Here is a 22,416-nt window from a genome sequence, read left to right on the forward strand (position 1 = left end):
TACCAAGGCGTTACGCCATGCCCGAATGGCGCAGCAGCGCATCGATCTGCGGCGCGCGGCCACGGAAGGCCTTGAAGTTCTCCGCCGCCGGGCGACTGCCACCACGAGAAAGGATCTCTTCGCGGAAGCGCGCGCCGGTTTCAGCCAGCGCCTGCGGCGCCTCCTCGAACGCCGCATAGGCATCGGCGCTCAGCACCTCGGCCCACTTGTAGCTGTAGTAACCGGCTGCGTAGCCGCCGGCAAAGATGTGGCTGAACTGATGCGGGAAGCGGTTCCAGACCGGCGGATGGTTCACCGCCACTTCCGCGCGCACGCGGTCGAGCAGTGCCAGCACGCTGTCCTGCGCCGGCTCGAACTGGCTGTGCAGCAGCATGTCGAACAGGCCGAACTCCAGCTGGCGAACGGTGGCCATGCCGCTATGGAAGTTGCGTGCGGCCAGCATGCGCTCGTACAGCGCGCGCGGCAGCGGCTCACCCGTTTCCACATGCCCGGTCATGCCCTGCAGGTGGTCCCATTCCCAGCAGAAGTTCTCCATGAACTGGCTGGGCAGCTCCACCGCGTCCCATTCCACGCCGTTGATGCCGGCCACGCCCAGTTCGCCGATGCGTGTCAGCAGCTGATGCAGGCCGTGGCCCATCTCATGGAACAGGGTGGTCACTTCATTGTGGCTGAAGGTAGCCAGCTTACCGTTGGCACCGCGACCAAAGTTGCACACCAGGTAGACCAGCGGCGTCTGCACGCTGCCGTCGGCACGCTCGCGACGGTTGCGGCAATCATCCATCCACGCGCCACCACGCTTGCCTTCGCGCGCGTACAGATCCAGGTAGAACTGGCCCACCAGCGCGCCCTGCGCATCGACCAGCCGGAAGAAGCGCACGTCCTCGTGCCAGACCGGAGCGCTGTCCTCCTGCACGCGCAGGCCGTAAAGCTGTTCGATCACCGAGAACAGGCCGCCCAGCACCTTCGGCTCGGTGAAGTACTGCTTCACTTCCTGCTCGGAATAGCTGTAGCGCGCCTGCTTGAGGCGGTCGGCGGCGAATGCCAGGTCCCAGGCCTGCAGTGTGTCAATGCCCAACTGTTCGCGCGCGAACTGCTCCAGTTCGGCGCGGTCCTCGGCCGCGAACGGCTTGGCGCGCGTGGCCAGGTCACGCAGGAAACCGAGCACCTCGGCCGGGTCCTGCGCCATCTTGGTCGCCACCGAATAATCGCCATACGAGCCGAAACCGAGCAGCGCGGCCAGTTCAGCGCGCAAGGCCAGGATGCGGTCGATGTTACCGCTGTTGTCCAATGCATCGTCGCCGAACTCGGACGCACGCTGTGCGCTGGCGCGGTAAAGGATCTCGCGCAGGTCGCGGTCCTCACCCCAGGTCTGCACCGGCAGGTAGCACGGCATCTGCAAGGTCAGTTTCCAGCCGGTCTTGCCGTCCTTCTCTGCTGCAGCATGCGCGGCAGCCTTCACGTCTTCCGGCAGGCCCTTCAGTCGCGCTTCGTCCTCGATGATCAGCGACCACGCATCAGTGGCGTCGAGCACGTTCTGCGAGAACTTCGCCGACAGTGCCGACAGCTCCTCCTTGATTGCCGCGAAACGCTGCTGCGCCTCGGGTGCCAGCTCAGCGCCACCCAAGCGGAAATCGCGCAACGTGTTGTCCAGCACCTTGCGCTGGGCCTCGTCAAAGTGCGCCGCCTCGGCGCTGGCAGCCAGGGTCTGGTACTGCCGGTACAACGCCAGGTTCTGGCCCAGCGCACTGGCGAAACGGGTCACCCGTGGCAGGTTGCTGTTGTAGACCTCGCGCAGTTCCGGGGTGTTGACCACGCCCTGCAGGTGGCCGACCAAGCCCCAAGCGCGCCACAGGCGTTCGGTGGCATCGTCCAGCGGGGCAACGAAGGTCTCCCAGCGCACCGGCTGCACCTGCTCGGCTGCGCTGACGGCGGCTTCGGCCTCGGCCAGCAGCACGTCCAGCGCCGGCGCCACGTGCTCGGGGCGGATCGCCTCGAAGCGCGGCAGGCCGGAAAAATCGAGCAGGGGGTTAGCAACGGTCACGGCAGATCTCCAGGGTACGGGCCCGACAGGCGGGCAGCACGGTAGATATGGCGCTGCCGGGCGTGGCTGACAAGGGGGCGCTGCCCGGTATTCACGTCGGCCTTACGGTCGCGGTTCGAAGCTCTGGCTGCGGGGGAGTCCGCAGCGGTAGGTACCCAACGAGGGCCCACATGGAAGGTCTGGCTGCAGTTGCATCCGTCTCATCGGCGCGGTCGCTGGCGTTGTCCGCCAGCGCGGCCGAGCTGACCTGGATCGCCGCGCTGTGCGATGCCGGCGACGACGCCCCGCGCCACCTGCAGCAGTTGCAGGCCGTGCTTCAGCAGGGCGGCACCTTCAACGATGCCCAGGAGTGGTACCCGTTCGAGGTGATCGAACGCGGCGCCAGCCAGCTGCGGCTGGGCCATGAGCGCGAGTTTGTGATCTGCGTGCTGCTGTGGCTGCAGGCACTGGCCCAGGGCCGGGCCAGCGGCCTGGACCCGAGCCTGCACCTGGATGATCGCGCGATGGACATCGAGGCATTGCCCGATGCGCTGCGCGATGCAGTGCTGGATGCGTTCACCGCAGCGGGGTATTGATCGGGGTGCGACACACCGCTGCGCTCGCCGGGCATGGCCCGGCGGAATGCCGGCTGGCTACAGCGCCTCCAGGCTGCACCACGGCAGTTGCGGCAGGCCCTGCCCGGCTACCGCAGCAGCCAGCTGCGCGTCGGCCCCCTGCACATCGATACCCTGCCGTGCATACCACGCCGGGTCGTAGTAGCTCTGCGCGTAGCGCTCACCGCTGTCGCACAGGATGCTGACGATGCTGCCCTGGTGGCCGGCCTCGCGCATCCACTGCGCAGCCTGCAGCACGCCGATGAAATTGGTACCGGTGGAGCCACCCACGCGTCGGCCGAGCTGGCGGCTGACATGGCGCATCGCGGCCAGGCTCAGTGCATCGGGCACCTTCACCATCGCATCCACACTGGTCGGAATGAAGCTCGGTTCCACCCGCGGCCGGCCGATACCTTCCACGCGCGAACCGCCGCTGCAGGTCAGGCCGCGCCAGTCCTGCTGGCCGGCCACGGCAGCCTGATAGCCATCGAAGAACACCGACACTTCCGGGTCCGCGCAGAGGATGCGGGTGTCATGCCGGCGGTAGCTGACATAGCGGCCCAGCGTGGCCGCGGTACCGCCGGTACCGGGGCTGCACACGATCCATTCCGGAACCGGGCTGGGCTCTTCGGCCATCTGCTTGAAGATGGATTCGGCGATGTTGTTGTTGGCGCGCCAGTCGGTGGCACGCTCGGCGTAGGTGAACTGATCCATGAAGTGGCCGCCGGTCTCGCGGGCCAGCTTCTCCGAATCACAGTTGAGATCGCAGGCGCGCTCGACCAGGTGGCAGCGGCCACCATGGAACTCGATCGCTGCGATCTTTTCCGGCGAGGTCGTGGCCGGAATCACCGCGATGAACGGCAGGCCCAGCAGACGCGCGAAATAGGCTTCGGACACCGCGGTCGAACCGCTGGATGCCTCGATCACCGGCCGCCCCTCGCGCAACCAGCCGTTGGTCAACGCATACAGGAACAGCGAGCGGGCCAGCCGGTGCTTGAGGCTGCCGGTGGGATGGCTCGATTCATCCTTCAGGTACACATCGATGCCCTCGAACCCGGGCAGCGCCAACGGGATCAGGTGGGTATCGGCGGAACGGTTGAAATCGGCTTCGATCTTGCGGATGGCGGCGGCCACCCATTCACGCTGCGACATGGCGGGCAATGGTCATCAGGACGGAACGGTGCGATCAAGCCATTGTACGTCGCGGTGCCGTCAGGTGCTGGCCGGTAGAATGAAGCCATCCGGCCGGCAACGGCCCTGTCTGAAGGACCTCCCCCATGACCATTCCCGCCCTGCGCGATGTCCCCGGCGTCGCCGCCCAGGCTCCGGCCGAAACCACCGGCTTCGTGTTCAACCACACCATGCTGCGGGTGAAGGACATCACCGCCTCGCTGGACTTCTACACCCGCGTGCTCGGCTACCAGCTGATCGACAAGCGCGACTTCGCCGAAGCCCAGTTCAGCCTGTACTTCCTGGCCTACGTACCGGCCGGCGCCGTGGTACCCGAGGATGACGACGCCCGTCGCGTGTGGATGGCCGGCCTGCCGGGCTTGCTGGAGCTGACCCACAACCACGGCACCGAGAGCCAGGACGGCGCGGTCTACCACGACGGCAACAGCGACCCGCGCGGCTTCGGCCACATCTGCGTGTCAGTGCCGGATATCGAGGCCGCCTGCCAGCGCTTCGAGGACCTGGGCGTGACCTTCCAGAAGCGCCTCACCGACGGCCGCATGAAGAACCTGGCCTTCATCAAGGACCCGGACGGCTACTGGGTCGAGATCATCTCCAACTGACCCCAAAAGGGGACGGAAGGGATCAGGTCGTTTCTGGCACTATTGGCCGGAAGCGACCTGATCCCCTCCGTCCCCTTTTTTTGCGAGGTTGGTATGGAAACGATGGAACTGCACCGCGGGCGACTGATCGACCACATCCAGCTGGTCGTACGCGACCTGGCCGCCAGCCGGCGCTTCTACCAGGCGGTGTTCGATACGATCGGCATCCCGATCGCCGGCGAAGGCGAGGATTACTTCTGGGCCGACGAGCTGTTCATTTCCAGCGCCAGCAGCGAAGCCGCCGCCGGCCAGCTGACCGGCCGCCACCACCTGGCGTTCCAGGCCCGCGACAGCGCCACCGTCGATGCCTTCCACACTGCGGCCATCGCTGCCGGAGGCAAGGACAACGGCGCACCCGGCGAGCGCCCCTACCACCCCGGTTACTACGGCGCGTTCGTGATTGATCCGGATGGCAACAACATCGAAGTGGTCTACCACGGCCCGGCGAACTACAGCGCCGACTCGGTGAAGGTCACTTTCTGATTTCACCGAAGCCGTGAACGAAGAAGCCGGGCAATGCCCGGCTTCTCTCGTTCCGACAATGCAGCCCTCAGTGGGCCGCCATGTAGATGTCCTGCAGCACGGCCTTTTCCAGCTCCAGCTCGCCCAGCAGGTTCTTCACGATGTCGCCCAGGCTGAGGATGCCCACCAGGAGCGTGCCTTCGGTGACCATCAGATGACGGCGCCGCGAGTACGTCATCAACGACATGGCCTGCTTCAGGGTGGCTTCCGGCGCAATACCTTCCAGGCCAGTGGACGGCAGGCTGGAAATCACCCGGCGGCCGGCCTGCGGGCCGTCGTCGGCCAGGGTACGCACGATGTCCTTTTCGGAAATGATGCCAACCGGGGCATCGTCCTTCATCACCACCAGCGCAGCGATCCTGTTCGCGCTCATCTTGTGGGCGGCGGCACCGATGGTGTCTTCGGCGTCGATGGTGATGACAGCTTCTTTCTTGGATTGCAGGAGTTCGCGGACGTTCATTCTTGTTTCCTGGTGCAGGTCACTGAAGTCAAAAAAGTGTGCTCTTCCGATACGCCCCCTCCCCGGGAACAGACCTTTCAGCGCACGTCTGGCGCACCCGCCTGCCGCTTGGAATGAATCGGCAGACGTCGTGCTGCAACGCGAACGAGGTGGGCTCAACGGCTCAACCCGACCCTCGGTCAAAGTGATTCTACGACTGCGACCATCGGTCACTACCGGCATCGATAGGACAGTTCGTCGTGGGAACCAACTGACGATCCAGAGAATGGCACCGTGGCTGAAACCGCCGCTGAATACAGGCGATGTCGCGCATTAAAGATTGATTGCCGGCTGCCGACAGCGGACAGAACACCCGGCGGCTGTCCCACTTGCCACGGCGCAAACGAAAGGGGCCCACGTGGGGCCCCTTCGCATGCAGTATCCAATGGATCCGGCGGGGTTACTCCACCGTCACGCTCTTGGCCAGGTTGCGCGGCTTGTCCACGTCGGTGCCACGCGCCAGTGCGGTGTGATATGCCAGCAGCTGCACCGGGATGGTGTGCACGATCGGGCTGAGCACGCCGGCATGGCGCGGCGTGCGGATCACATGCACGCCCTCGGACTCGTTGAAGTTGCTGTCCTGGTCGGCAAACACAAACAGCTCGCCGCCACGGGCGCGCACTTCCTGCATGTTCGACTTCACCTTTTCCAGCAGGCTGTCGTTGGGCGCGATCACTACCACCGGCATGTCCTCGTCCACCAGCGCCAGCGGGCCATGCTTCAGCTCACCCGCCGGATAGGCCTCGGCGTGGATATAGGAGATTTCCTTCAGCTTGAGCGCGCCTTCCAGCGCGATCGGGTAATGCAGGCCACGGCCCAGGAACAGCGCACTGCTCTTGCGCGCGAAACGCTCGGCCCAGGCAGCGATCTGCGGCTCCATGTTCAGCGCGTGCTGCACGCTGCCCGGCAGGAAGCGCAACTGCTCCAGGTAGTCCGCTTCCTGCGCCGCGTCGATGCGGCCATGCAGCTTGCCCAGCACTACGGTCAGCTGGAACAGCGCGGCCAGCTGGGTGGTGAAGGCCTTGGTCGAGGCCACGCCGATCTCGGCGCCGGCGCGGGTGTAGCAGACCAGTTCGCTGGCGCGCGGGATCGCACTCTCCGGCACGTTGCAGATCGACAGCGTGTGCTTGTGGCCCAGCGACTTGGCGTACTTCAGCGCCTCCATCGTATCCAGCGTTTCGCCGGACTGGGAGATGGTGACGATCAGGTGCTTCGGGTTCGCATAGGCGGCGCGGTAGCGGTACTCGCTGGCAATCTCCACGCTGCACGGCAGGCCGGCAATGGCTTCTATCCAGTAACGCGCGGTCAGCCCGGCGTAGTAGCTGGTGCCGCAGGCGATGATCTGCACGCCTTCGATGCCCGACAGCACGGCCTCGGCATTCTTGCCGAACAGCTCGGCCGGGAAACCACCGGCGTCGATTGCCGCCTCGATGGTATCGCCCAGCGCACGTGGCTGTTCGTGGATTTCCTTCTGCATGAAGTGGCGGTACGGGCCCAGCTCCAACGACGCCAGCGACACGTCGGACAGGTGCACGTCGCGCTCGACCGGCTGGTCATGCTCATCGAAGATGCGCACGCCGTCGCGGCGGATTTCGGCGGTGTCGCCCTCCTCCAGGAAGATCACCTTGCGGGTGGCCGACAGCACCGCCGAAACGTCGGACGCGACGAAGTTCTCGCCCTCGCCCAGACCGATCAGCAACGGGCAGCCCATCCGCGCGCACACGAAGCGCTCCGGTTCGGCGCGGCTGACCACGGCCAGAGCGTAGGCACCGGTCAGTTCCTTCACGGTGCGCTGCAGCGCCACCAGCAGGTCATCGCCGTCCTTCAGGTGATGGTGGATCAGGTGCGCGATGACTTCGGTATCGGTCTGCGACTCGAAGCTGTAGCCCAGCGCACGCAGCTTCTCGCGCTGCTCTTCGTGGTTCTCGATGATGCCGTTGTGCACCAGCGCCACGCCGTGGCTGATGTGCGGATGCGCGTTGGCCTCGGTGACACCGCCATGGGTGGCCCAGCGCGTATGGCCGATGCCCAGCACTGCATTGAAGCCCTCGGCCTCGGCCGCAGTGGCCATTTCCGAAACGCGACCGGTGCGACGCACGCGGCGTACATCCCGGCGCTCACCCTGGTCGATCACCGCGATACCGGAGGAATCGTAACCACGGTACTCAAGCCGCTTCAGGCCTTCGATCAGCACCGGCACTACGTCGCGATCAGCGATCGCACCTACGATTCCACACATGTCAGGCGTTTCCTTGAAGACGATCGGCGCATTCTAGCCTGAGCGTCCGGCGTCGCCCTCCTGTCCGCTTAATGAAAGTGTCCGGAAAGGTGTCCGCGGACACGCGGACACTTTTCGTACCCATCCAAATCATTGAACTGAAAGGAAATAAAGTTGGCATGCATCGTGCTTGTATCGGGTACCACCCAGGCACCACCGACAGGCACGCATCGATGATCCGCGACACCTCCGCACAGGACCAGATCGTTTCCTCCGCCCCGGCAGGCACCACCCGCGCCTCCTGGCAGCGCTACCGCTGGCCGGCGCTTGCCGCCATCGCACTGCTGGCCGGCATTGGCTGGGCGGTACATGCCTGGTCCAATGCCAGCCGCTCCTTCGACAGCAGCCGCGTGCGCATCGCCGAAGTGAAGCGCGGCGACCTGGTCCGCGACATTGCTGCCGACGGCCGCGTGATCGCTGCCAACAGCCCGATTCTGTATGCCATCTCGGCCGGTACCGTGGACCTGAAGGTGGTCGCCGGCGACGTGGTCAAGAAGGGACAGGAACTGGCGGTCATCGACAGCCCGGAACTGCGCAGCAAGCTGGCCCAGGAACAGGCCACCCTGGCCGGCCTGGAGGCTGAATCGAGCCGGGCCGCACTGGACGCCACCCTGGCCCGCGCCAAGTCGCGCAAGGAAACCGATCAGGCCACCATCGAACGGCAGGCCGCCGACCGTGACCTGCAGCGCTACCAGCGCGGCTATGACGGCGGCGCGGTGCCGCAGATCGACCTGGCCAAGGCCAAGGACTCGCTGAAGAAGGCCGACATCACCCTGGCCAACGCCACCATCGATGCCCGCCTGCAGAGCCAGGGCGCGGACCTGGATGCCCGCAACAAGCGCCTGCTGGCCGATCGCCAGAAGGCGGTGGTGGCCGAGGTGCAGCGCCAGGTCGACGCGCTGACCCTGCGCGCACCGTTCGACGGCCAGGTCGGCCAGGTGCAGGCCATCCAGTCCACCAACCTGGCCGCCAACGCGCCGGTGCTGGGCGTGGTTGACCTGTCCAAGTTCGAAGTCGAGATCAAGGTGCCGGAGAGCTTCGCGCGCGACCTGGCGATCGGCATGCCGGCGCAGCTGACCGGCGGCAACGGCAAGCCTTTCCCGGGCGAGATCAGTGCGGTGTCGCCGGAAGTGGTCAACGGCGAGGTCAACGCCCGCGTGCGCTTCGCCAGCGCGCAGCCGGAAGGCCTGCGCCAGAGCCAGCGGATGTCGGTGCGCGTGCTGCTCGATACCCGCAGGGACGTGCTGAAGGTCGAGCGCGGCCCGTTCGTCGAACAGGGCAACGGCATCGCCTACGTGATGGATGGCCGCACCGCGGTGCGCCGCCCGGTGGAGCTGGGCGTCAGCAGCCTGGGCGAAGTGGAAATCAAGTCGGGTGTGCAGCCGGGGGACCGCATCGTGGTCTCCGGCAGCGACCTGTTCAAGGACGCCGAACGCGTCTCCGTCAACTGATACCTGATACCTGAATCCTGGAGAGAGGACACCCCATGTACATGCTCGAAATGCGTTCGGTCGCCAAGGTCTTCCGCACCGAACAGGTGGAAACCCATGCGTTGCGCTCGCTGGAACTGCAGGTCAAGGAAGGCGAGTTCGTCGCTGTCACCGGCCCGTCCGGCTCCGGCAAGACCACCTTCCTCAACATCGCCGGTCTGCTGGAAACCTTCACCAGCGGCACCTACATGCTCGACGGCCAGGACGTGAGCAAGCTCGGCGACGATGCGCGCAGCCGCCTGCGCAACCAGAAGATCGGCTTCATCTTCCAGGGCTTCAACCTGATCCCCGACCTGAACCTGTTCGACAACGTCGACGTGCCGCTGCGCTATCGGAAGATGAGCGCCAACGAGCGCCGCGAACGTATCGAGAAGGCGCTGAGCCAGGTCGGCCTCGGCTCGCGCATGAAGCACTATCCGAATGAACTGTCGGGCGGCCAGCAGCAGCGCGCGGCCATCGCACGCGCCTTGGCCGGCAGCCCGCGCCTGTTGCTGGCCGACGAACCGACCGGCAACCTGGACACGCAGATGGCCCGCGGCGTGATGGAACTGCTGGAAGAGATCAACGCCGCTGGCACCACCATCGTGATGGTCACTCATGATCCGGAACTGGCCGCCCGCGCGCAGCGCAACGTGCACATCGTCGATGGCCAGGTGACCGACCTGGTGCGCGAGCCGGTGCTGGCCACCCCGCCGCGTCACATCGTCGCCGTCAACGAGTGAGGGCCCGACCATGTTCGCCTACTACTCCCGACTGGCGGTGCGCAGCTTCCGCCGCAACAAGGTACTGACCGCGCTGATGGTGGTTGCCATCGCGCTGGGCATCGGCGCCTCGATGACCACTTTGACTGTGTTCCATGTACTGTCCGGCGACCCGATTCCCGGCAAGAGCGACCGCCTGTTCTACGTCCAGCTGGATGCGGCAACCGGCGCCTATGTCGCCGGCGAGGAGCCGGAAACCCAGTTGACCCGGTTCGACGGTGAAGCGCTGCTGCGCGAGGCCAAGGGTGAGCGCCAAGCCCTGATGAGCGGCGGCGGTGGCACCATCGAGCCGAACAACAGCACGCTCAAGCCCTTCAGCATCGACACCCGCTGGACGTCGGCCGACTTCTTCCCGATGTTCGAGGTTCCCATGCAGTACGGCCGCCCCTGGACGCGCGAGGATGACAACGCCCGCGCCCGCGTGGTGGTCATCTCCAAGGCACTCAACGACAAGCTGTTCCAGGGTGCCAACAGCGTGGGGCGTGACGTGCGCATGGAAGGCCAGAGCTATCGCGTGGTCGGCGTCATGAAGGAGTGGAGCCCGGAGCCGCACTTCTACGATCTGACCACGGGCAGCTTCGGCAAGGACGAAGATCTGCTGCTGCCGATCTCCACTTCGTTCGACCTGAAGCTGGGCAACAACGGCAACATGAACTGTTTCGGTGAGAACCCCGACGGCAACAGCTACTCGCTCAATGCACCGTGCGCCTGGCTGCAGTACTGGGTGGAACTGGACCCGGCCAAGGCCGCCGACTATCGCCGCTACCTGGAGAACTATTCGACACAGCAGCGCGAGGCTGGCCGCTTCAAGCACCCGCCGAACGTGCGCCTGCGCACCGTGATGGAATGGCTGGACTTCAACGGCGCGGTGCCCAGCGACGTGCGCCTGCAGCTGTGGCTGGCCCTGGGCTTCCTCGGCGTCTGCCTGGTCAACACGGTGGGCCTGCTGCTGGCCAAGTTCCTGCGCCGCAGCGGTGAGATCGGTGTGCGCCGTGCCCTCGGCGCCAGTCGTGGCCAGATCTTCCTGCAGTGCCTGGTGGAAGCCGGCGCGGTCGGCGTGGTCGGTGGCGTGCTGGGTATCGGCCTGGCCCTGCTCGGCCTGTTCGCGGTGCGCCAGCAACCGGTGGAGTACGCCAAGCTGGCCCACCTGGACGGCAACATGCTGCTGCTCGCACTGGGCCTGACCCTGTTTGCCAGCCTCGCCGCCGGTTTCCTGCCTGCCTGGCGCGCCATGCAGGTCACCCCGGCCATCCAGCTCAAGTCGCAGTAAGTACGAGAACGAGGACTCCCATGGACATCCGCCCCATCCTCAGCACCCTGCGCCGGCACAAGACCGCGGCCGCCCTGATCGTGCTGGAAGTCGCGCTGACCTGCGCCATCGTCTGCAACGCGCTGTTCCTGGTCAGCCAGCGCGTCGACAAGATCAGCATGCCCAGTGGCATCGCCGAGAACGAACTGGTGATGGTGCGCGTCAGCGGCATCGGCGAGCAGACCAACGCCATGGCCCGCACCCGCGAAGACCTGGCCTCGCTGCGTGCCATTCCCGGCGTCACCAGCGCCACCATCATCAACCAGGTTCCGTTCCGCAATGGGTCCTCCAGCAGCAGCATCTCGCGTGAGCTCGACCAGGAGCGCCCGACCACGAATGCCTCGATGTACACCCTGTCCGAAGGTGGGTTGGGAACCATGGGCATCAACCTGATCGCGGGTCGTGATTTCCTGCCCAGCGAGTACAAGGACATGAAGGAAGCGAGCAAGGGCGGCGCCAAGGAACAGGCGATTCCGGTGATCCTCACCCAGGCCACTGCCGCCAAGATGGAGCCCAACGGCAGCGCACTGAACAAGACCTACTACATGGGCAAGCAGCCCCTGAATGTGGTCGGCATCGTCGACACCCTCAGCACGCCCAATGGCTGGAATGACAACTGGACCAACTCGATGCTGCTGCCGCTGCGCCGCAGCTTCGATGAAGGTGGCACCTATGTACTGCGCACCGACCCTGCGCGCCGCGAGGAAGTGCTCAACGCCGCCGCCACAACACTGGAACGCAATGATCCCAACCGGCTGATGCGCGACAAGCTGACCTATGAAGACCAGCGCAAGGACTTCTTCAAGAACGATCGCGCGATGGTCGGCCTGCTGATCACGGTCAGCATCTCGTTGCTGGTGGTCACCGCACTGGGCATCATCGGCCTGGCCAGCTTCTGGGTGCAGCAGCGCAGCAAGCAGATCGGCATCCGCCGCGCACTGGGCGCCACCCGTGGGCAGATCCTGCGCTACTTCCAGACCGAGAACTTCCTGCTGGCCACGCTGGGCATCGTGCTGGGCATGCTCGCCGCCTATGCGATCAACCTTGCACTGATGAACATGTACGAGCTGCCACGCATGCCGCTGTACTACCTGCCGCTGGGCGCGCTGCTGCTGTGGGTGCTGGGCCAGATCGCGGTGTTCGGGCCGGCCCGGCGTGCTGCAGCCGTCCCGCCTGCGGTCGCCACCCGGGGCGCGTGAGATGCGCGCCCACTGGATGCTGCTGGTGATGCTCCTGCCACTGCCGGCACTGGCCGGCGGTGGCAACTCGCAGACGCTGGAATGGCGCCAGGATGATGCACGGCTGGCACTGCGCTCGACCGAGGGCCAGGTGCATGTAGAGGCTGCCAGCCCGACAGCCCGCTTCGGCGTACGCAGCGGCGATCGCATCCTGCGCGTGGACGACACTGCGGTGCGCCAGGTCGAGCACCTTGCCGGCGCCCTGCGCCACTCCACCGGCCCCACCGTCTATCTGTTGCTGCGCCGCGACAGGCGCGAAATGACAGTCCCGGTGAATGCGGCTGCCTGGCGCCTGGCGCTGGTCGCTCCGCCTCCACCGGCACCACCCCCTCCGCCAGCGCAGCGCTGACCCCGCCTGCCCCTGCGGCCACGGGTTTGGCTATGCTTGATGGGTGGCGCCGGGCTCTCCCGGTGCATGGACACGATCGGCTCCATCGGCGCCGCCCATCCCTTTCTGCAGAACCGCTTGATGCCTTCGATCCTGATCATCGACGACAACGCCAGTGTAGGCACCGCACTGGATGTGCTGTTCTCCCTGCACGACATCGACACCCTGCAGGCGCAGAGCCCGTCCGAAGGGCTGGCCCTGCTCGAGTCGCAGCCGGTCGACCTGGTGATCCAGGACATGAACTTCAGCGAGGACACTACCTCCGGCGAAGAAGGTGAGGCCTTGTTCGCGCAGATCCGCGCACGCCATCCGGACCTGCCGGTGATCCTGCTGACCGCCTGGACCCACCTCAGCAACGCGGTGGACCTGGTCAAGGCCGGTGCCGCCGACTACCTGGCCAAGCCATGGGACGACCGCAAGCTGCTGACCACCGTGAACAACCTGCTGGAACTGTCCGAAGCGCGCCGCGAACTGGACCGGCGCCGCAGCCGTGAACTGCGCCAGCGCAACGCGCTGGAAGAGAAGTACGACCTGTGCGGCGCGGTCTTCGCCGACCCCGCCAGCGAGCGCGTGATCGCGCTGGCCTGCCAGGTCGCGCGCTCCGAGCTGCCGGTACTGATCACCGGTCCCAATGGTGCCGGCAAGGAAAAGATCGCGCAGATCATCCAGGCCAACTCGCTGGTGGCCAAGGGTCCGTTCATCACGGTCAACTGCGGTGCACTGCCGTCGGAGCTGATCGAAGCCGAACTGTTCGGTGCCGAGGCCGGTGCCTACACCGGCGCCAACAAGGCACGCGAAGGCAAGTTCGAAGCCGCCGATGGTGGCACCCTGTTCCTGGATGAGATCGGCAACCTGTCGCTGGGCGGGCAGATGAAGCTGCTGCGTGTGCTGGAAACAGGCCGCTTCGAGCGCCTGGGCTCCAACCGCGAGCGCCAGGTCAAGGTGCGCGTGGTCAGTGCGACCAACGCCGACCTGCCAGCGATGATCCGCGAGGGCAGCTTCCGCGAAGACCTCTATTACCGCCTCAACACGGTGGAACTGGTGCTGCCGCCGCTGGCCGAGCGTCCGGGCGACATCGTGCCCCTGGCCGAGCGCTTCCTGACCGCTGGCAAGCCCCTGTCCAGTGCCGCCACCGCAGCCCTGCAGCGGCACCCCTGGCCGGGCAACGTGCGCGAGCTGCGCAACGTGATCCAGCGCGCCGAACTGCTGGCCACCGGCAACCGCATCGAAGTCGCCGATCTCAACCTGCCGCGCGCAGCCGCCGCTCCGCGCCCGACGCCCAGTGTGGGCAATGATCCCGACCGCGCGCGCATCGAAGACGTACTGGCGCGCAACCACGGCGTCATCGCCCAGGCCGCCGCCGAACTCGGCCTGAGCCGGCAGGCGCTGTACCGGCGGATGGATCGCCACGGCATCCCTCGCGAATGAAACGGCGCTCGTTCACCTTCCGCCTGTTCCTGCGCCTGCTGCCAGTGCTGGCGCTGGCCGCTGCCTTGCCGTGGCTGCTGGCGTACTGGATGGACCATGGCTGGGTGGTCACCACGGTATCGGCGCTGGTCCTGCTGTCGCTGATGTGGTGGACCCTGCGTCGCGCCACCGCGCCGGTGCGTTCGCTGATGCGCGCCCTGTCCGGCACCACCAGCAGCTACCGCGATGGCGAATACAACTTCGGCGTGTACTGGCCCGGCAACGATGAGCTGGGTGACCTGGTGGAAGCCCACCGCGAGCTGGGTGATGTGCTGCGCGCGCAGCGACAGGGGCTGGTGCAGCGCGAGCTGCTGCTGGACACCATGGTGCAGAACACGCCAGTGGCAATGCTGCTGATCGCCTCCGGCGGTGATGGCATCGCCCGCGTGGTGTTCTCCAACCTGGCCGCGCGCAAGCTGCTGCACGGCGGCTGGAAACTGGAAGGCCAACGTCTGGAAGAGGTGCTGGAACAGGTGCCGGTGGAGCTGCGCGATGCCATCGCCCGTGGCGGCGACAGCCTGTTCGCGGTGCACGCCGAGGGAGAGGATGGTGATGAGGACGACGAGCAGGTCTACCACCTGTCGCGGCGCGCCTTCCAGCTCAACGGCCGACCGCATGACCTGCTGCTGGTGCGCCTGCTGACCGCCGAGCTGCGCCGCCAAGAAGTTCAGACCTGGAAGAAGGTGATCCGGGTGATCAGCCACGAGCTCAACAACTCGCTGGCGCCGATCGCATCGCTGGCCCACTCCGGCGGCGTGCTGGTGCAGCGCGAACGCTTTGATCGGCTGCCGGAGATCTTCACCACCATCGAGGATCGTGCGCGCCACCTGGAAGGTTTCATCCGCGGCTATGCGCGCTTTGCCAAGCTGCCGCAGCCGCAGTTGCAGACCGTGCACTGGGCACCGTTCCTGTCCAGCATGCGCCAGCAGATCCCGTTCGGCATGGAGCACGAGCCGGAGGAAGAGCTCAGCAGCCGCATCGATATCGCGCAGTTCGGGCAGGCGCTGTTGAACCTGCTGAAGAATGCTCATGAAGCCTGCGCCGAGGCTGATCCGCCGAACGACGATGTGCAGGTGCAGCTGACGCGGTTGCCGCAGTGGCTGCGCCTGGACGTGCTCGACCGTGGCAAGGGCATGAACGAGCAGGTGCTGCAGAATGCGCTGATGCCGTTCTATTCGACCAAGCGCAATGGCACCGGGCTGGGCTTGGCCTTGACCCGCGAGATCGTGGAAGCGCATGGCGGCCGGGTATCACTGCAGAACCGCGGCGATGGCGGGTTGTGCGTGTCGATCCTGTTGCCGGTGGGCTGAGCGGGTTTCCCGGCAGCTGCCGACCTTGGTCGGCCTGTCAGTAGATCCACGCCATGCGTGGATATGCCGACCAAGGTCGGCAGCTACTAAACGCGCCGCATCGCCACCCGCAGATGCATCGGAAACCCCAGCGCGGCCTCTTCAGCCATCACGGCGCGCAGGCCATCGCTCCACTCCGCCTGCGGCACTACCGCGAATCCTTCGCTTGCATAGAAGTCCGCATTCCACGGCACATCGGACAACGTGGTCAGCACTGCCGCCGGGTAACCAAGCGCTTTGGCCTCGCCCAATGCATGCCGCAGCAACGCGCGGCCGTGGCCGCGCCGGGCATGCATGGGGTCCACGTCCATCTGCAGCACATGGAACTCACCACACAGTTCGCCGGCCAGCAGGTAACCCGCGATGCCGCCATCAGCTGCATCCACCACCCACAACTGACCGCGCTGCAGGCCCTCCTGCAGGGTCTGCAGGTCCAGCCCATGGCCGGCGAACACCGTGTAGGCCGGGTGGCCCTTCAGCAGTTCGCCAGCACGTCGCTCGATCGCAGGCAGCACCCCGAGCTCATCGGCGCGCGCTGCACGTGGCTCAGGGCTTTTTGAGCGGGCGCTTCCAGCCATCGATGGTTTCCTGTCGTGCACGTGCCAGGGTCAGCTTGCCATCCGGGGCGTCGCGGGTGATGACCGAACCGGCGGCAATCGTCGCGCTATCGCCAATGGTCACCGGTGCTACCAGCGAACTGTTGGAGCCGATGAAGGCGTTGTCGCCGATGGTGGTGGTCGACTTGTTCACACCGTCGTAGTTGCAGGTGATGGTGCCGGCACCGATGTTCACCTTGCTACCGATCACCGCGTCGCCCAGGTAGGTCAGGTGGTTGGCCTTGCTGCCGACACCGAGGGTGACTTTCTTGGTCTCGACGAAGTTGCCCACGTGCACACCGTCGGCCAGCACGGTACCCGGGCGTAGCCGCGCGAACGGCCCCACCAGCGCAGCACCTTCGGTGACCACGCCTTCCAGGTCACAATGCGCGCGCACTTCGGTGCCCGGGCCGAGGTTGACGTCCTTCAGCCGGTTGAACGGTCCGATGGTCACGCCATCGCCCAGCACGATGTTGCCCTCGAGCACAACGTCAACATCGATCAGCACGTCGCTGCCGACACTGACAGTACCGCGGATGTCCAGGCGTGCCGGGTCACGCACGCGCGCACCCTGCGCGCACAAAGCGCGCACCGCGCGGCGCTGCCAGGCACGCTCCAGCTGCGAAAGCTGCCAGGGATCGTTCGCCCCTTCGGCTTCCTGTGCATCAGCCACCAGCGCCATCTCGGCCGGGGTGTACTCATGCGCGGCGAAGGCGAACACGTCGGTGAGGTAGTACTCGCCCTGTGCATTGCTGTTCGACAACTGCGACAGCCAACGGCGCAGCGCGGTGGATTCGGCGGCGATGATGCCGGTGTTGATCGTGCGTACGCGCAGCTGGTCGTCGTTGGCGTCCTTCTGCTCAACGATCGAGCCGACCTTGCCCTCGGCGTCGCGCAGCACGCGGCCGTAACCGGTCGGGTCTTCGACATCGGCGACCAGCACGGCCAGCCGGCCCGGCTGCGCCAGCAGGTCGCGCAGGGTCTGCGCTCGGATCAGCGGCACGTCGCCATACAGCACAAGCACCTGGGCCGCATCCGGAACCTGCGGCATCGCCTGGGCCACCGCATGGCCGGTGCCCAGCTGCTGCGCCTGTTCAGCCCATTGCAGGTCGGGCTGGTCAGCGAAGTGCTGGCGCACCGCTTCACCACCATGGCCATAGACCACATGGATCGCCGCCGGTTCCAGTTCGCGGGCGGCCGCGATCACGTGTGCCAGCATCGGCTGGCCGGCGATCGGCTGCAGCACCTTCGGCAGCACCGACTTCATGCGCTTGCCCGCGCCAGCGGCGAGGATGATGACGTGCAGGGGTTGGGTCATGGAAACGGCAGTCCGTGGTTCGTTGCCGATGATTCTAGAGCGTGGGCCGTTAACATGTGCATCCCACCTCCTTCACCGTACCAATGGGCCTCGTTCGCCAGGGAAGCACCTATCTCATCATCGGGCTCGTGCAGCTGCTGCTCGACTGGCTGGTGTTCGTCGCCGCGACCGCGCTGGGCCTGCCCGTGGTGCCAGCAAACATTGCCGGTCGCCTGGCCGGGATGCTGCTGGGCTTCTGGCTCAACGGCCGTTACACCTTTGCCAGCGCAGGCAGCGCGCGCCTTGGCTGGCGTCGATTTTCACGTTTCCTGGGGATCTGGGCCGCACTTACCGCTGCCAGCACGGTGCTGGTCGCTTTGACCAGCCGCCATCTTGGATTGGATTGGGCCTGGCTGGCCAAGCCGCTGATCGAAGGTGGAATCGCCCTGATCTCCTTCCTGCTGTTGCGCCATGTTGTCTTCCGCTGAGACCTTCAGCCTGCTACGCCCATCGCAAACCGCTGCCGCAGCCCACCCCGCCACAGCTGCAGGGGGCTGTACCCGAGTTCTACGCGATGCCGCCCCGCAGGCACGCACACCGCGTGGAAGAGGCCATTGGCACGCATCAGCGGCAACGGCGCTCCGCCATCGAGTCGGGCCTGCCAACCCTGGGCGGTCACCTCATTGATCACCAGCCACGCCGGATGCTCAGCGTCCACGTCAAGGACGATTCTGCCAGGCTGATAGGCCTGTGAGAGCACGTGCAGTCGGCCTGCCTCACGTTCAGGGCAGGCGGTCTGCTGCCCGGTGGGCAGCCAGACCACCTGGCTGAAGTCCGTCTGGTTGAACTCGGCAGCCGGTGGCAGGCGTTCACTGTGCCGCTGCACCCGTTGCGGATTGAGCGTACGCGGCAGCACGCTTCCGCGTAGCGCCAACTGCACGTCGCTGCCTTGGTCATCGGACCCGGCAAATGGCTCCGGTGACAGCAGCCAGCGGACCCCCAGCAGGTCGTACACGGGGGCATCCATGTCTGGCGCCCAAGGGGTTGTCGCCTTCTGCTGGAAGGCAGCCACGGGTTCCGTCGGCATTCCAACCATCTGCTGGTAGTCACTGGACAGCAGCGGGTTGTAGCCATTGGCCAGTGGAATCGCGTGCACAGCGGCGCCATTGGTCAGCACGCCGATGCCGAAGACGATGGCGCGCTCGGGCAGGCCTGCGCGCCGCTCGGCGGCAAGCAGCGCATACGCGCGCTGCGTGGCGCCATTGCGCTCGGCCGTCATTACCGGCGGACGGGCGCCCGACGTATTGAAGCGTGCTCCCACGTTGAACAGCAGCATGTCGAACACGACCAGTGCGATCAGCCAGCGCATCGGAGCCGGGTGCCGACGCAGCAGCTGCACTGCGGCAATGCCGATGCCGGCACTGGCCGCCAGCCACGCAAAGGCTTCCAGATGCCCGTGGCTCACGGCCAGCCAGGAAGCAACTGGCACGAGTACAACGACCAACGCCAACGACACCCGGTGCGGGTGCAGTGCGCGCTTTTCCAACGCAACCTGCAACGCCTGTGCACCCAGCCAGGCCGCTGCCGGCACGGCAAGGAACAGCGCATCGGAGGGCCGTCGGAACAGATCAAGACCCGGCAACCCGCTGAAGAGCCACGCAAACAGCGGAGTGACGTTCCCCAGGGCGACCAGCGTCGTCAACAGCAGTACACCCAGCGCCAGACAGGTGGCGCGTCGCTGCCTGTGCACAACGCTGCCGCCCCAAGCCAGCCAGAGCGCCAGTGGCACCGCGCCGAAATAGAGGTAGTCCGTGGTGATATCGCCGAAGGACCAACTGGTCCCACGCACCTGCGAGAACACATTTCCCGAGAGCAGTGTCACCAGTCCCTGCCAGTGCATCGCACCGGCCAACGCCGTCTCCAGCATCATGCCGTCACGGTTGGTGTCACCCAGCCATGCCAACGTGGAAAGCCACTGGGGGGCGCTCACTGCGGCGGCGATCAGGGCGACGGCGGTCAGCTGCAATGCCAGGCGGAAGCGCTTGCCCCTGGCCAACAGCAGTGCGCCCACGGCGTACACAGCACACGCCAGGATGATGAAGTAGGTCACCTGGGTCAGCTGCAGCGCACACAGCCCTCCTGCAATTCCCGCCAGCAGCACGTCACGCGTGCGGCCCTGGTTCCGAACGTTCGACAGTCCCAGCCAGATCCAGGGAAGCAGGCTGTAGCTGACGATCATCGGCGTGTGCTGCAAGCGGGAGGCTGCCACCGCACCGAACATCAGCACCATCGCAAAGAACCACTGTGCGGCTGCAGAAAGACCGAATGAACGCGCCAGGCGCAGCGCGCCGAAGCCACCCGCCAGCACATGCAGCAGCACCACCACGGTGAACAGATGCAACGAAGCGGGCGCCAGCAGCATCGGCAGGACCATGGTCGGCTGCAGCGTCATCATCTGCGGATCGGCGATCTGCGGATAGCCGCCGAACAGGTAGGGGTTCCACCAAGGGGCCTGCAGGTTCAGAAGCTGCTCGGCACTGAAACTGACCGCCGGGAAGAACTGCTGCACGGCATCGTATGGGATGACCTTGGTACCGATCAGCCACGGCAGGCACAGCACCAGCCAGCTTGCCACCCACAGGGTTTCAGGTCGGGCCCATCGGGGGAGGGCTACATCGGTGGCGCCCATGCTCATGGTCGATGCGTACTGCATTCCGTGCATGTCTCCCTTCTCCTGAACGAAAATCGCCGGCATTGCGCCGGCGATCTTCCATCACTACCGGCATTGCTGCCGATGGCTCCCGAGCACGTTTTAGTGCTTGAGGGTCTTGCGCAGGCGCTCCAGCGCCTGCAGCTGGACAACGGCCTCAGCCAGCTTCTGCTGGGCTTCGGCCACTTCCATCGCTTCGCCGCGGTTGGCCAGGATGCGCTCAGCTTCTTCCTTGGCCTTGCGGACCGAGGCTTCGTCGATGTCCTGCGCGCGGATCGCGGTGTCGGCCAGCACGGTCACGACCTGCGGCTGCACTTCCAGGATGCCGCCGGAAATGGCGAAATCCAGCTGCTCGCCGTTCGGCGTGGTCACCACCACCTTGCCCGGCTTCAGGCGGGTGATCAGCGGCGCGTGCTTGGGCGCGATGCCCAGTTCGCCCAGCTCACCGGTGGCCACGACCAGGGTCGCTTCACCACGGAAGATTTCCTGCTCGGCGCTGACGATGTCGCAACGGATGGTGCTCATGGAACTCTCTTCGCTAGGGGGCGGGTGTTACCCACCGCAGGGGTTTCCGCAGCGGTGGGCGCAGGCCCACCCCGTTTCACGGATGGGACAGGCCGAAACCCGTCCCCGCCGCATCAGGCCTTTTCGGCCATCTTCTTGGCCTTCTCGACCGCTTCTTCGATGCTGCCGACCATGTAGAACGCCTGTTCCGGCAGGTGGTCGTACTCGCCATCGACGATGGCCTTGAAGCCACGGATGGTGTCCTTCAGCGACACGTACTTGCCCGGCGAGCCGGTGAACACTTCGGCCACGTGGAACGGCTGGCTGAAGAAGCGCTCGATCTTGCGGGCGCGCGACACGGCCTGCTTGTCTTCTTCGGACAGTTCGTCCATGCCCAGGATGGCGATGATGTCCTTCAGTTCCTTGTACTTCTGCAGGGTCTGCTGGACGCGCTGGGCGGTGTCGTAGTGCTCGTGGCCGATGACCAGCGGGTCCATCTGGCGGCTGGTGGAATCCAGCGGATCGACTGCCGGGTAGATACCCAGCGAGGCGATCGAACGCGACAGGGTCACGGTCGAGTCAAGGTGGGCGAAGGTGGTCGCCGGCGACGGATCGGTCAAGTCATCCGCGGGAACGTAGACGGCCTGGATCGAGGTGATCGAACCGTTCTTGGTCGAGGTGATGCGTTCCTGCAGGACACCCATCTCCTCGGCCAGGGTCGGCTGGTAACCCACCGCCGACGGCATACGACCCAGCAGTGCCGACACTTCGGTACCGGCCAGGGTGTAGCGGTAGATGTTGTCGACGAACAGCAGGACGTCCTTACCCTTGCCGTTTTCGTCCTTCTCGTCGCGGAAGTACTCGGCCATGGTCAGGCCGGTCAGGGCGACGCGCAGACGGTTGCCCGGCGGCTCGTTCATCTGGCCGTACACCATCGCGACCTTGTCCAGGACGTTGGAGTCCTTCATTTCGTGGTAGAAGTCGTTGCCCTCACGGGTACGCTCACCCACGCCGGCGAACACGGACAGACCGCTGTGCGCCTTGGCGATGTTGTTGATCAGTTCCATCATGTTGACGGTCTTGCCGACGCCGGCGCCGCCGAACAGGCCGACCTTGCCGCCCTTGGCGAACGGGCACATCAGGTCGATGACCTTGATGCCGGTTTCCAGCAGCTCGGTGGCCGGGGACTGGTCTTCGTACGACGGCGCGTCGCGGTGGATTTCCCAGCTGTCGCTGGCGGCCACCGGGCCGGCTTCGTCGATCGGACGGCCAAGCACGTCCATGATGCGGCCCAGGGTACCGGCGCCGACCGGCACCGAGATGCCGCGACCGGTGTTGATCGCAACCAGGTTGCGCTTCAGGCCGTCGGTGGAACCCAGCGCGATGCAACGGACCACGCCGTCGCCCAGCTGCTGCTGGACTTCAAGGGTGATCTCGGTGTTTTCCACCTTCAGTGCGTCATACACCTTCGGCACCGACTCACGCGGGAATTCGACGTCGACGACGGCGCCGATGATCTGAACGATCTTGCCCTGACTCATT

20 protein-coding genes are annotated in these 22,416 nt (G+C 65.8%); 11 read left to right on the plus strand and 9 right to left on the minus strand.

Translation table 11 applies throughout. The features are described from left to right. Window positions 1-10 precede the first annotated feature (10 nt). On the minus strand, window positions 11-2,041 hold the full coding sequence (locus ACZK2G_RS18800) for a M3 family metallopeptidase (RefSeq protein ID WP_478474091.1): 2,031 nt from the start codon (window positions 2,039-2,041) through the stop codon (window positions 11-13). Between the two features lie 170 nt (window positions 2,042-2,211). Here ACZK2G_RS18800 and ACZK2G_RS18805 point away from each other — a divergent pair, with 170 nt between their 5' ends. After that, window positions 2,212-2,616: a hypothetical protein gene (locus ACZK2G_RS18805; protein WP_046984990.1), complete on the plus strand. Its 405-nt coding sequence runs from the start codon at window positions 2,212-2,214 to the stop codon at window positions 2,614-2,616. A gap of 57 nt (window positions 2,617-2,673) precedes the next feature. Here the strand turns inward: ACZK2G_RS18805 and ACZK2G_RS18810 are convergent, their stop codons facing one another. Then, entirely contained in the window at window positions 2,674-3,786 is a 1,113-nt protein-coding gene (locus tag ACZK2G_RS18810; protein WP_046984989.1) for a PLP-dependent cysteine synthase family protein, read from the minus strand. Window positions 3,787-3,911: 125 nt separating this feature from the next. Here ACZK2G_RS18810 and gloA point away from each other — a divergent pair, with 125 nt between their 5' ends. Both gloA and ACZK2G_RS18820 read left to right on the plus strand, forming a co-directional pair. After that, on the plus strand, window positions 3,912-4,427 hold the full coding sequence (gene gloA, locus ACZK2G_RS18815; protein WP_046984988.1) for a lactoylglutathione lyase: 516 nt from the start codon (window positions 3,912-3,914) through the stop codon (window positions 4,425-4,427). A 93-nt stretch (window positions 4,428-4,520) separates the two neighbouring features. After that, on the plus strand, window positions 4,521-4,949 hold the full coding sequence (locus ACZK2G_RS18820) for a VOC family protein (protein ID WP_046984987.1): 429 nt from the start codon (window positions 4,521-4,523) through the stop codon (window positions 4,947-4,949). A gap of 67 nt (window positions 4,950-5,016) precedes the next feature. Here ACZK2G_RS18820 and ACZK2G_RS18825 read toward each other — a convergent pair whose 3' ends face one another. Further along, window positions 5,017-5,448 carry a CBS domain-containing protein gene (locus tag ACZK2G_RS18825; RefSeq protein ID WP_046984986.1) on the minus strand — a complete coding sequence of 144 codons (432 nt, stop codon included), beginning with the start codon at window positions 5,446-5,448 and terminating at the stop codon, window positions 5,017-5,019. 439 nt (window positions 5,449-5,887) lie between these two features. Beyond that, a complete protein-coding gene (gene glmS, locus ACZK2G_RS18830) occupies window positions 5,888-7,726 on the minus strand; it encodes a glutamine--fructose-6-phosphate transaminase (isomerizing) (protein ID WP_046984985.1) in 1,839 nt (612 codons plus the stop codon). Between the two features lie 212 nt (window positions 7,727-7,938). On the opposite strand from glmS, the gene ACZK2G_RS18835 reads away from it, so the two are divergent. The 7 genes from ACZK2G_RS18835 to ACZK2G_RS18865 all read left to right on the plus strand — a co-directional run bounded on the left by ACZK2G_RS18835 (window position 7,939) and on the right by ACZK2G_RS18865 (window position 15,728). Continuing rightward, window positions 7,939-9,216: an efflux RND transporter periplasmic adaptor subunit gene (locus ACZK2G_RS18835; protein ID WP_478474094.1), complete on the plus strand. Its 1,278-nt coding sequence runs from the start codon at window positions 7,939-7,941 to the stop codon at window positions 9,214-9,216. Window positions 9,217-9,251: 35 nt separating this feature from the next. Beyond that, window positions 9,252-9,977 (plus strand): ABC transporter ATP-binding protein, encoded by a 726-nt coding sequence (locus tag ACZK2G_RS18840; protein ID WP_006394322.1) that lies wholly within the window; start codon window positions 9,252-9,254, stop codon window positions 9,975-9,977. 10 nt (window positions 9,978-9,987) lie between these two features. Continuing rightward, complete coding sequence (locus ACZK2G_RS18845; protein ID WP_253078348.1) at window positions 9,988-11,286, plus strand: ABC transporter permease; 1,299 nt, start codon at window positions 9,988-9,990, stop codon at window positions 11,284-11,286. Window positions 11,287-11,306: 20 nt separating this feature from the next. Next, window positions 11,307-12,524, plus strand: a complete 1,218-nt coding sequence (locus ACZK2G_RS18850; RefSeq protein WP_046984982.1) for an ABC transporter permease — start codon at window positions 11,307-11,309, stop codon at window positions 12,522-12,524. Window position 12,525: 1 nt separating this feature from the next. Continuing rightward, window positions 12,526-12,912 (plus strand): PDZ domain-containing protein, encoded by a 387-nt coding sequence (locus ACZK2G_RS18855; protein WP_478474096.1) that lies wholly within the window; start codon window positions 12,526-12,528, stop codon window positions 12,910-12,912. A gap of 120 nt (window positions 12,913-13,032) precedes the next feature. Further along, entirely contained in the window at window positions 13,033-14,379 is a 1,347-nt protein-coding gene (locus ACZK2G_RS18860) for a sigma-54-dependent transcriptional regulator (RefSeq protein ID WP_478474097.1), read from the plus strand. Beyond that, window positions 14,376-15,728 carry a sensor histidine kinase gene (locus ACZK2G_RS18865; protein WP_478474098.1) on the plus strand — a complete coding sequence of 451 codons (1,353 nt, stop codon included), beginning with the start codon at window positions 14,376-14,378 and terminating at the stop codon, window positions 15,726-15,728. Before ACZK2G_RS18860 ends, ACZK2G_RS18865 begins: the two co-directional genes overlap by 4 nt. An 86-nt stretch (window positions 15,729-15,814) precedes the next feature. Here ACZK2G_RS18865 and ACZK2G_RS18870 read toward each other — a convergent pair whose 3' ends face one another. Both ACZK2G_RS18870 and glmU read right to left on the minus strand, forming a co-directional pair. Continuing rightward, window positions 15,815-16,345 carry a GNAT family N-acetyltransferase gene (locus ACZK2G_RS18870; RefSeq protein WP_046984979.1) on the minus strand — a complete coding sequence of 177 codons (531 nt, stop codon included), beginning with the start codon at window positions 16,343-16,345 and terminating at the stop codon, window positions 15,815-15,817. Next, window positions 16,314-17,681 (minus strand): bifunctional UDP-N-acetylglucosamine diphosphorylase/glucosamine-1-phosphate N-acetyltransferase GlmU, encoded by a 1,368-nt coding sequence (gene glmU / locus ACZK2G_RS18875; RefSeq protein ID WP_337302222.1) that lies wholly within the window; start codon window positions 17,679-17,681, stop codon window positions 16,314-16,316. The genes ACZK2G_RS18870 and glmU overlap by 32 nt, the downstream gene beginning before the upstream one ends. Before the next feature lie 83 nt (window positions 17,682-17,764). Between glmU and ACZK2G_RS18880 the strand changes: the two genes are divergently transcribed. Next, entirely contained in the window at window positions 17,765-18,148 is a 384-nt protein-coding gene (locus tag ACZK2G_RS18880) for a GtrA family protein (RefSeq protein WP_046984977.1), read from the plus strand. A gap of 5 nt (window positions 18,149-18,153) precedes the next feature. Here the strand turns inward: ACZK2G_RS18880 and ACZK2G_RS18885 are convergent, their stop codons facing one another. The 3 genes from ACZK2G_RS18885 to atpD form a co-directional block, all read right to left on the minus strand. Continuing rightward, entirely contained in the window at window positions 18,154-20,382 is a 2,229-nt protein-coding gene (locus ACZK2G_RS18885) for a hypothetical protein (protein WP_478474100.1), read from the minus strand. Between the two features lie 90 nt (window positions 20,383-20,472). After that, the gene (locus ACZK2G_RS18890) at window positions 20,473-20,895 is read right to left on the minus strand and encodes a F0F1 ATP synthase subunit epsilon (RefSeq protein ID WP_005411127.1); all 423 of its coding nucleotides are present in this window, start codon (window positions 20,893-20,895) and stop codon (window positions 20,473-20,475) included. 113 nt (window positions 20,896-21,008) lie between these two features. Next, on the minus strand, window positions 21,009-22,415 hold the full coding sequence (gene atpD / locus ACZK2G_RS18895) for a F0F1 ATP synthase subunit beta (RefSeq protein WP_046984975.1): 1,407 nt from the start codon (window positions 22,413-22,415) through the stop codon (window positions 21,009-21,011). Window position 22,416: the final 1 nt, after the last annotated feature.

This window comes from Stenotrophomonas sp. 107298_Sma, from assembly GCF_056480345.1.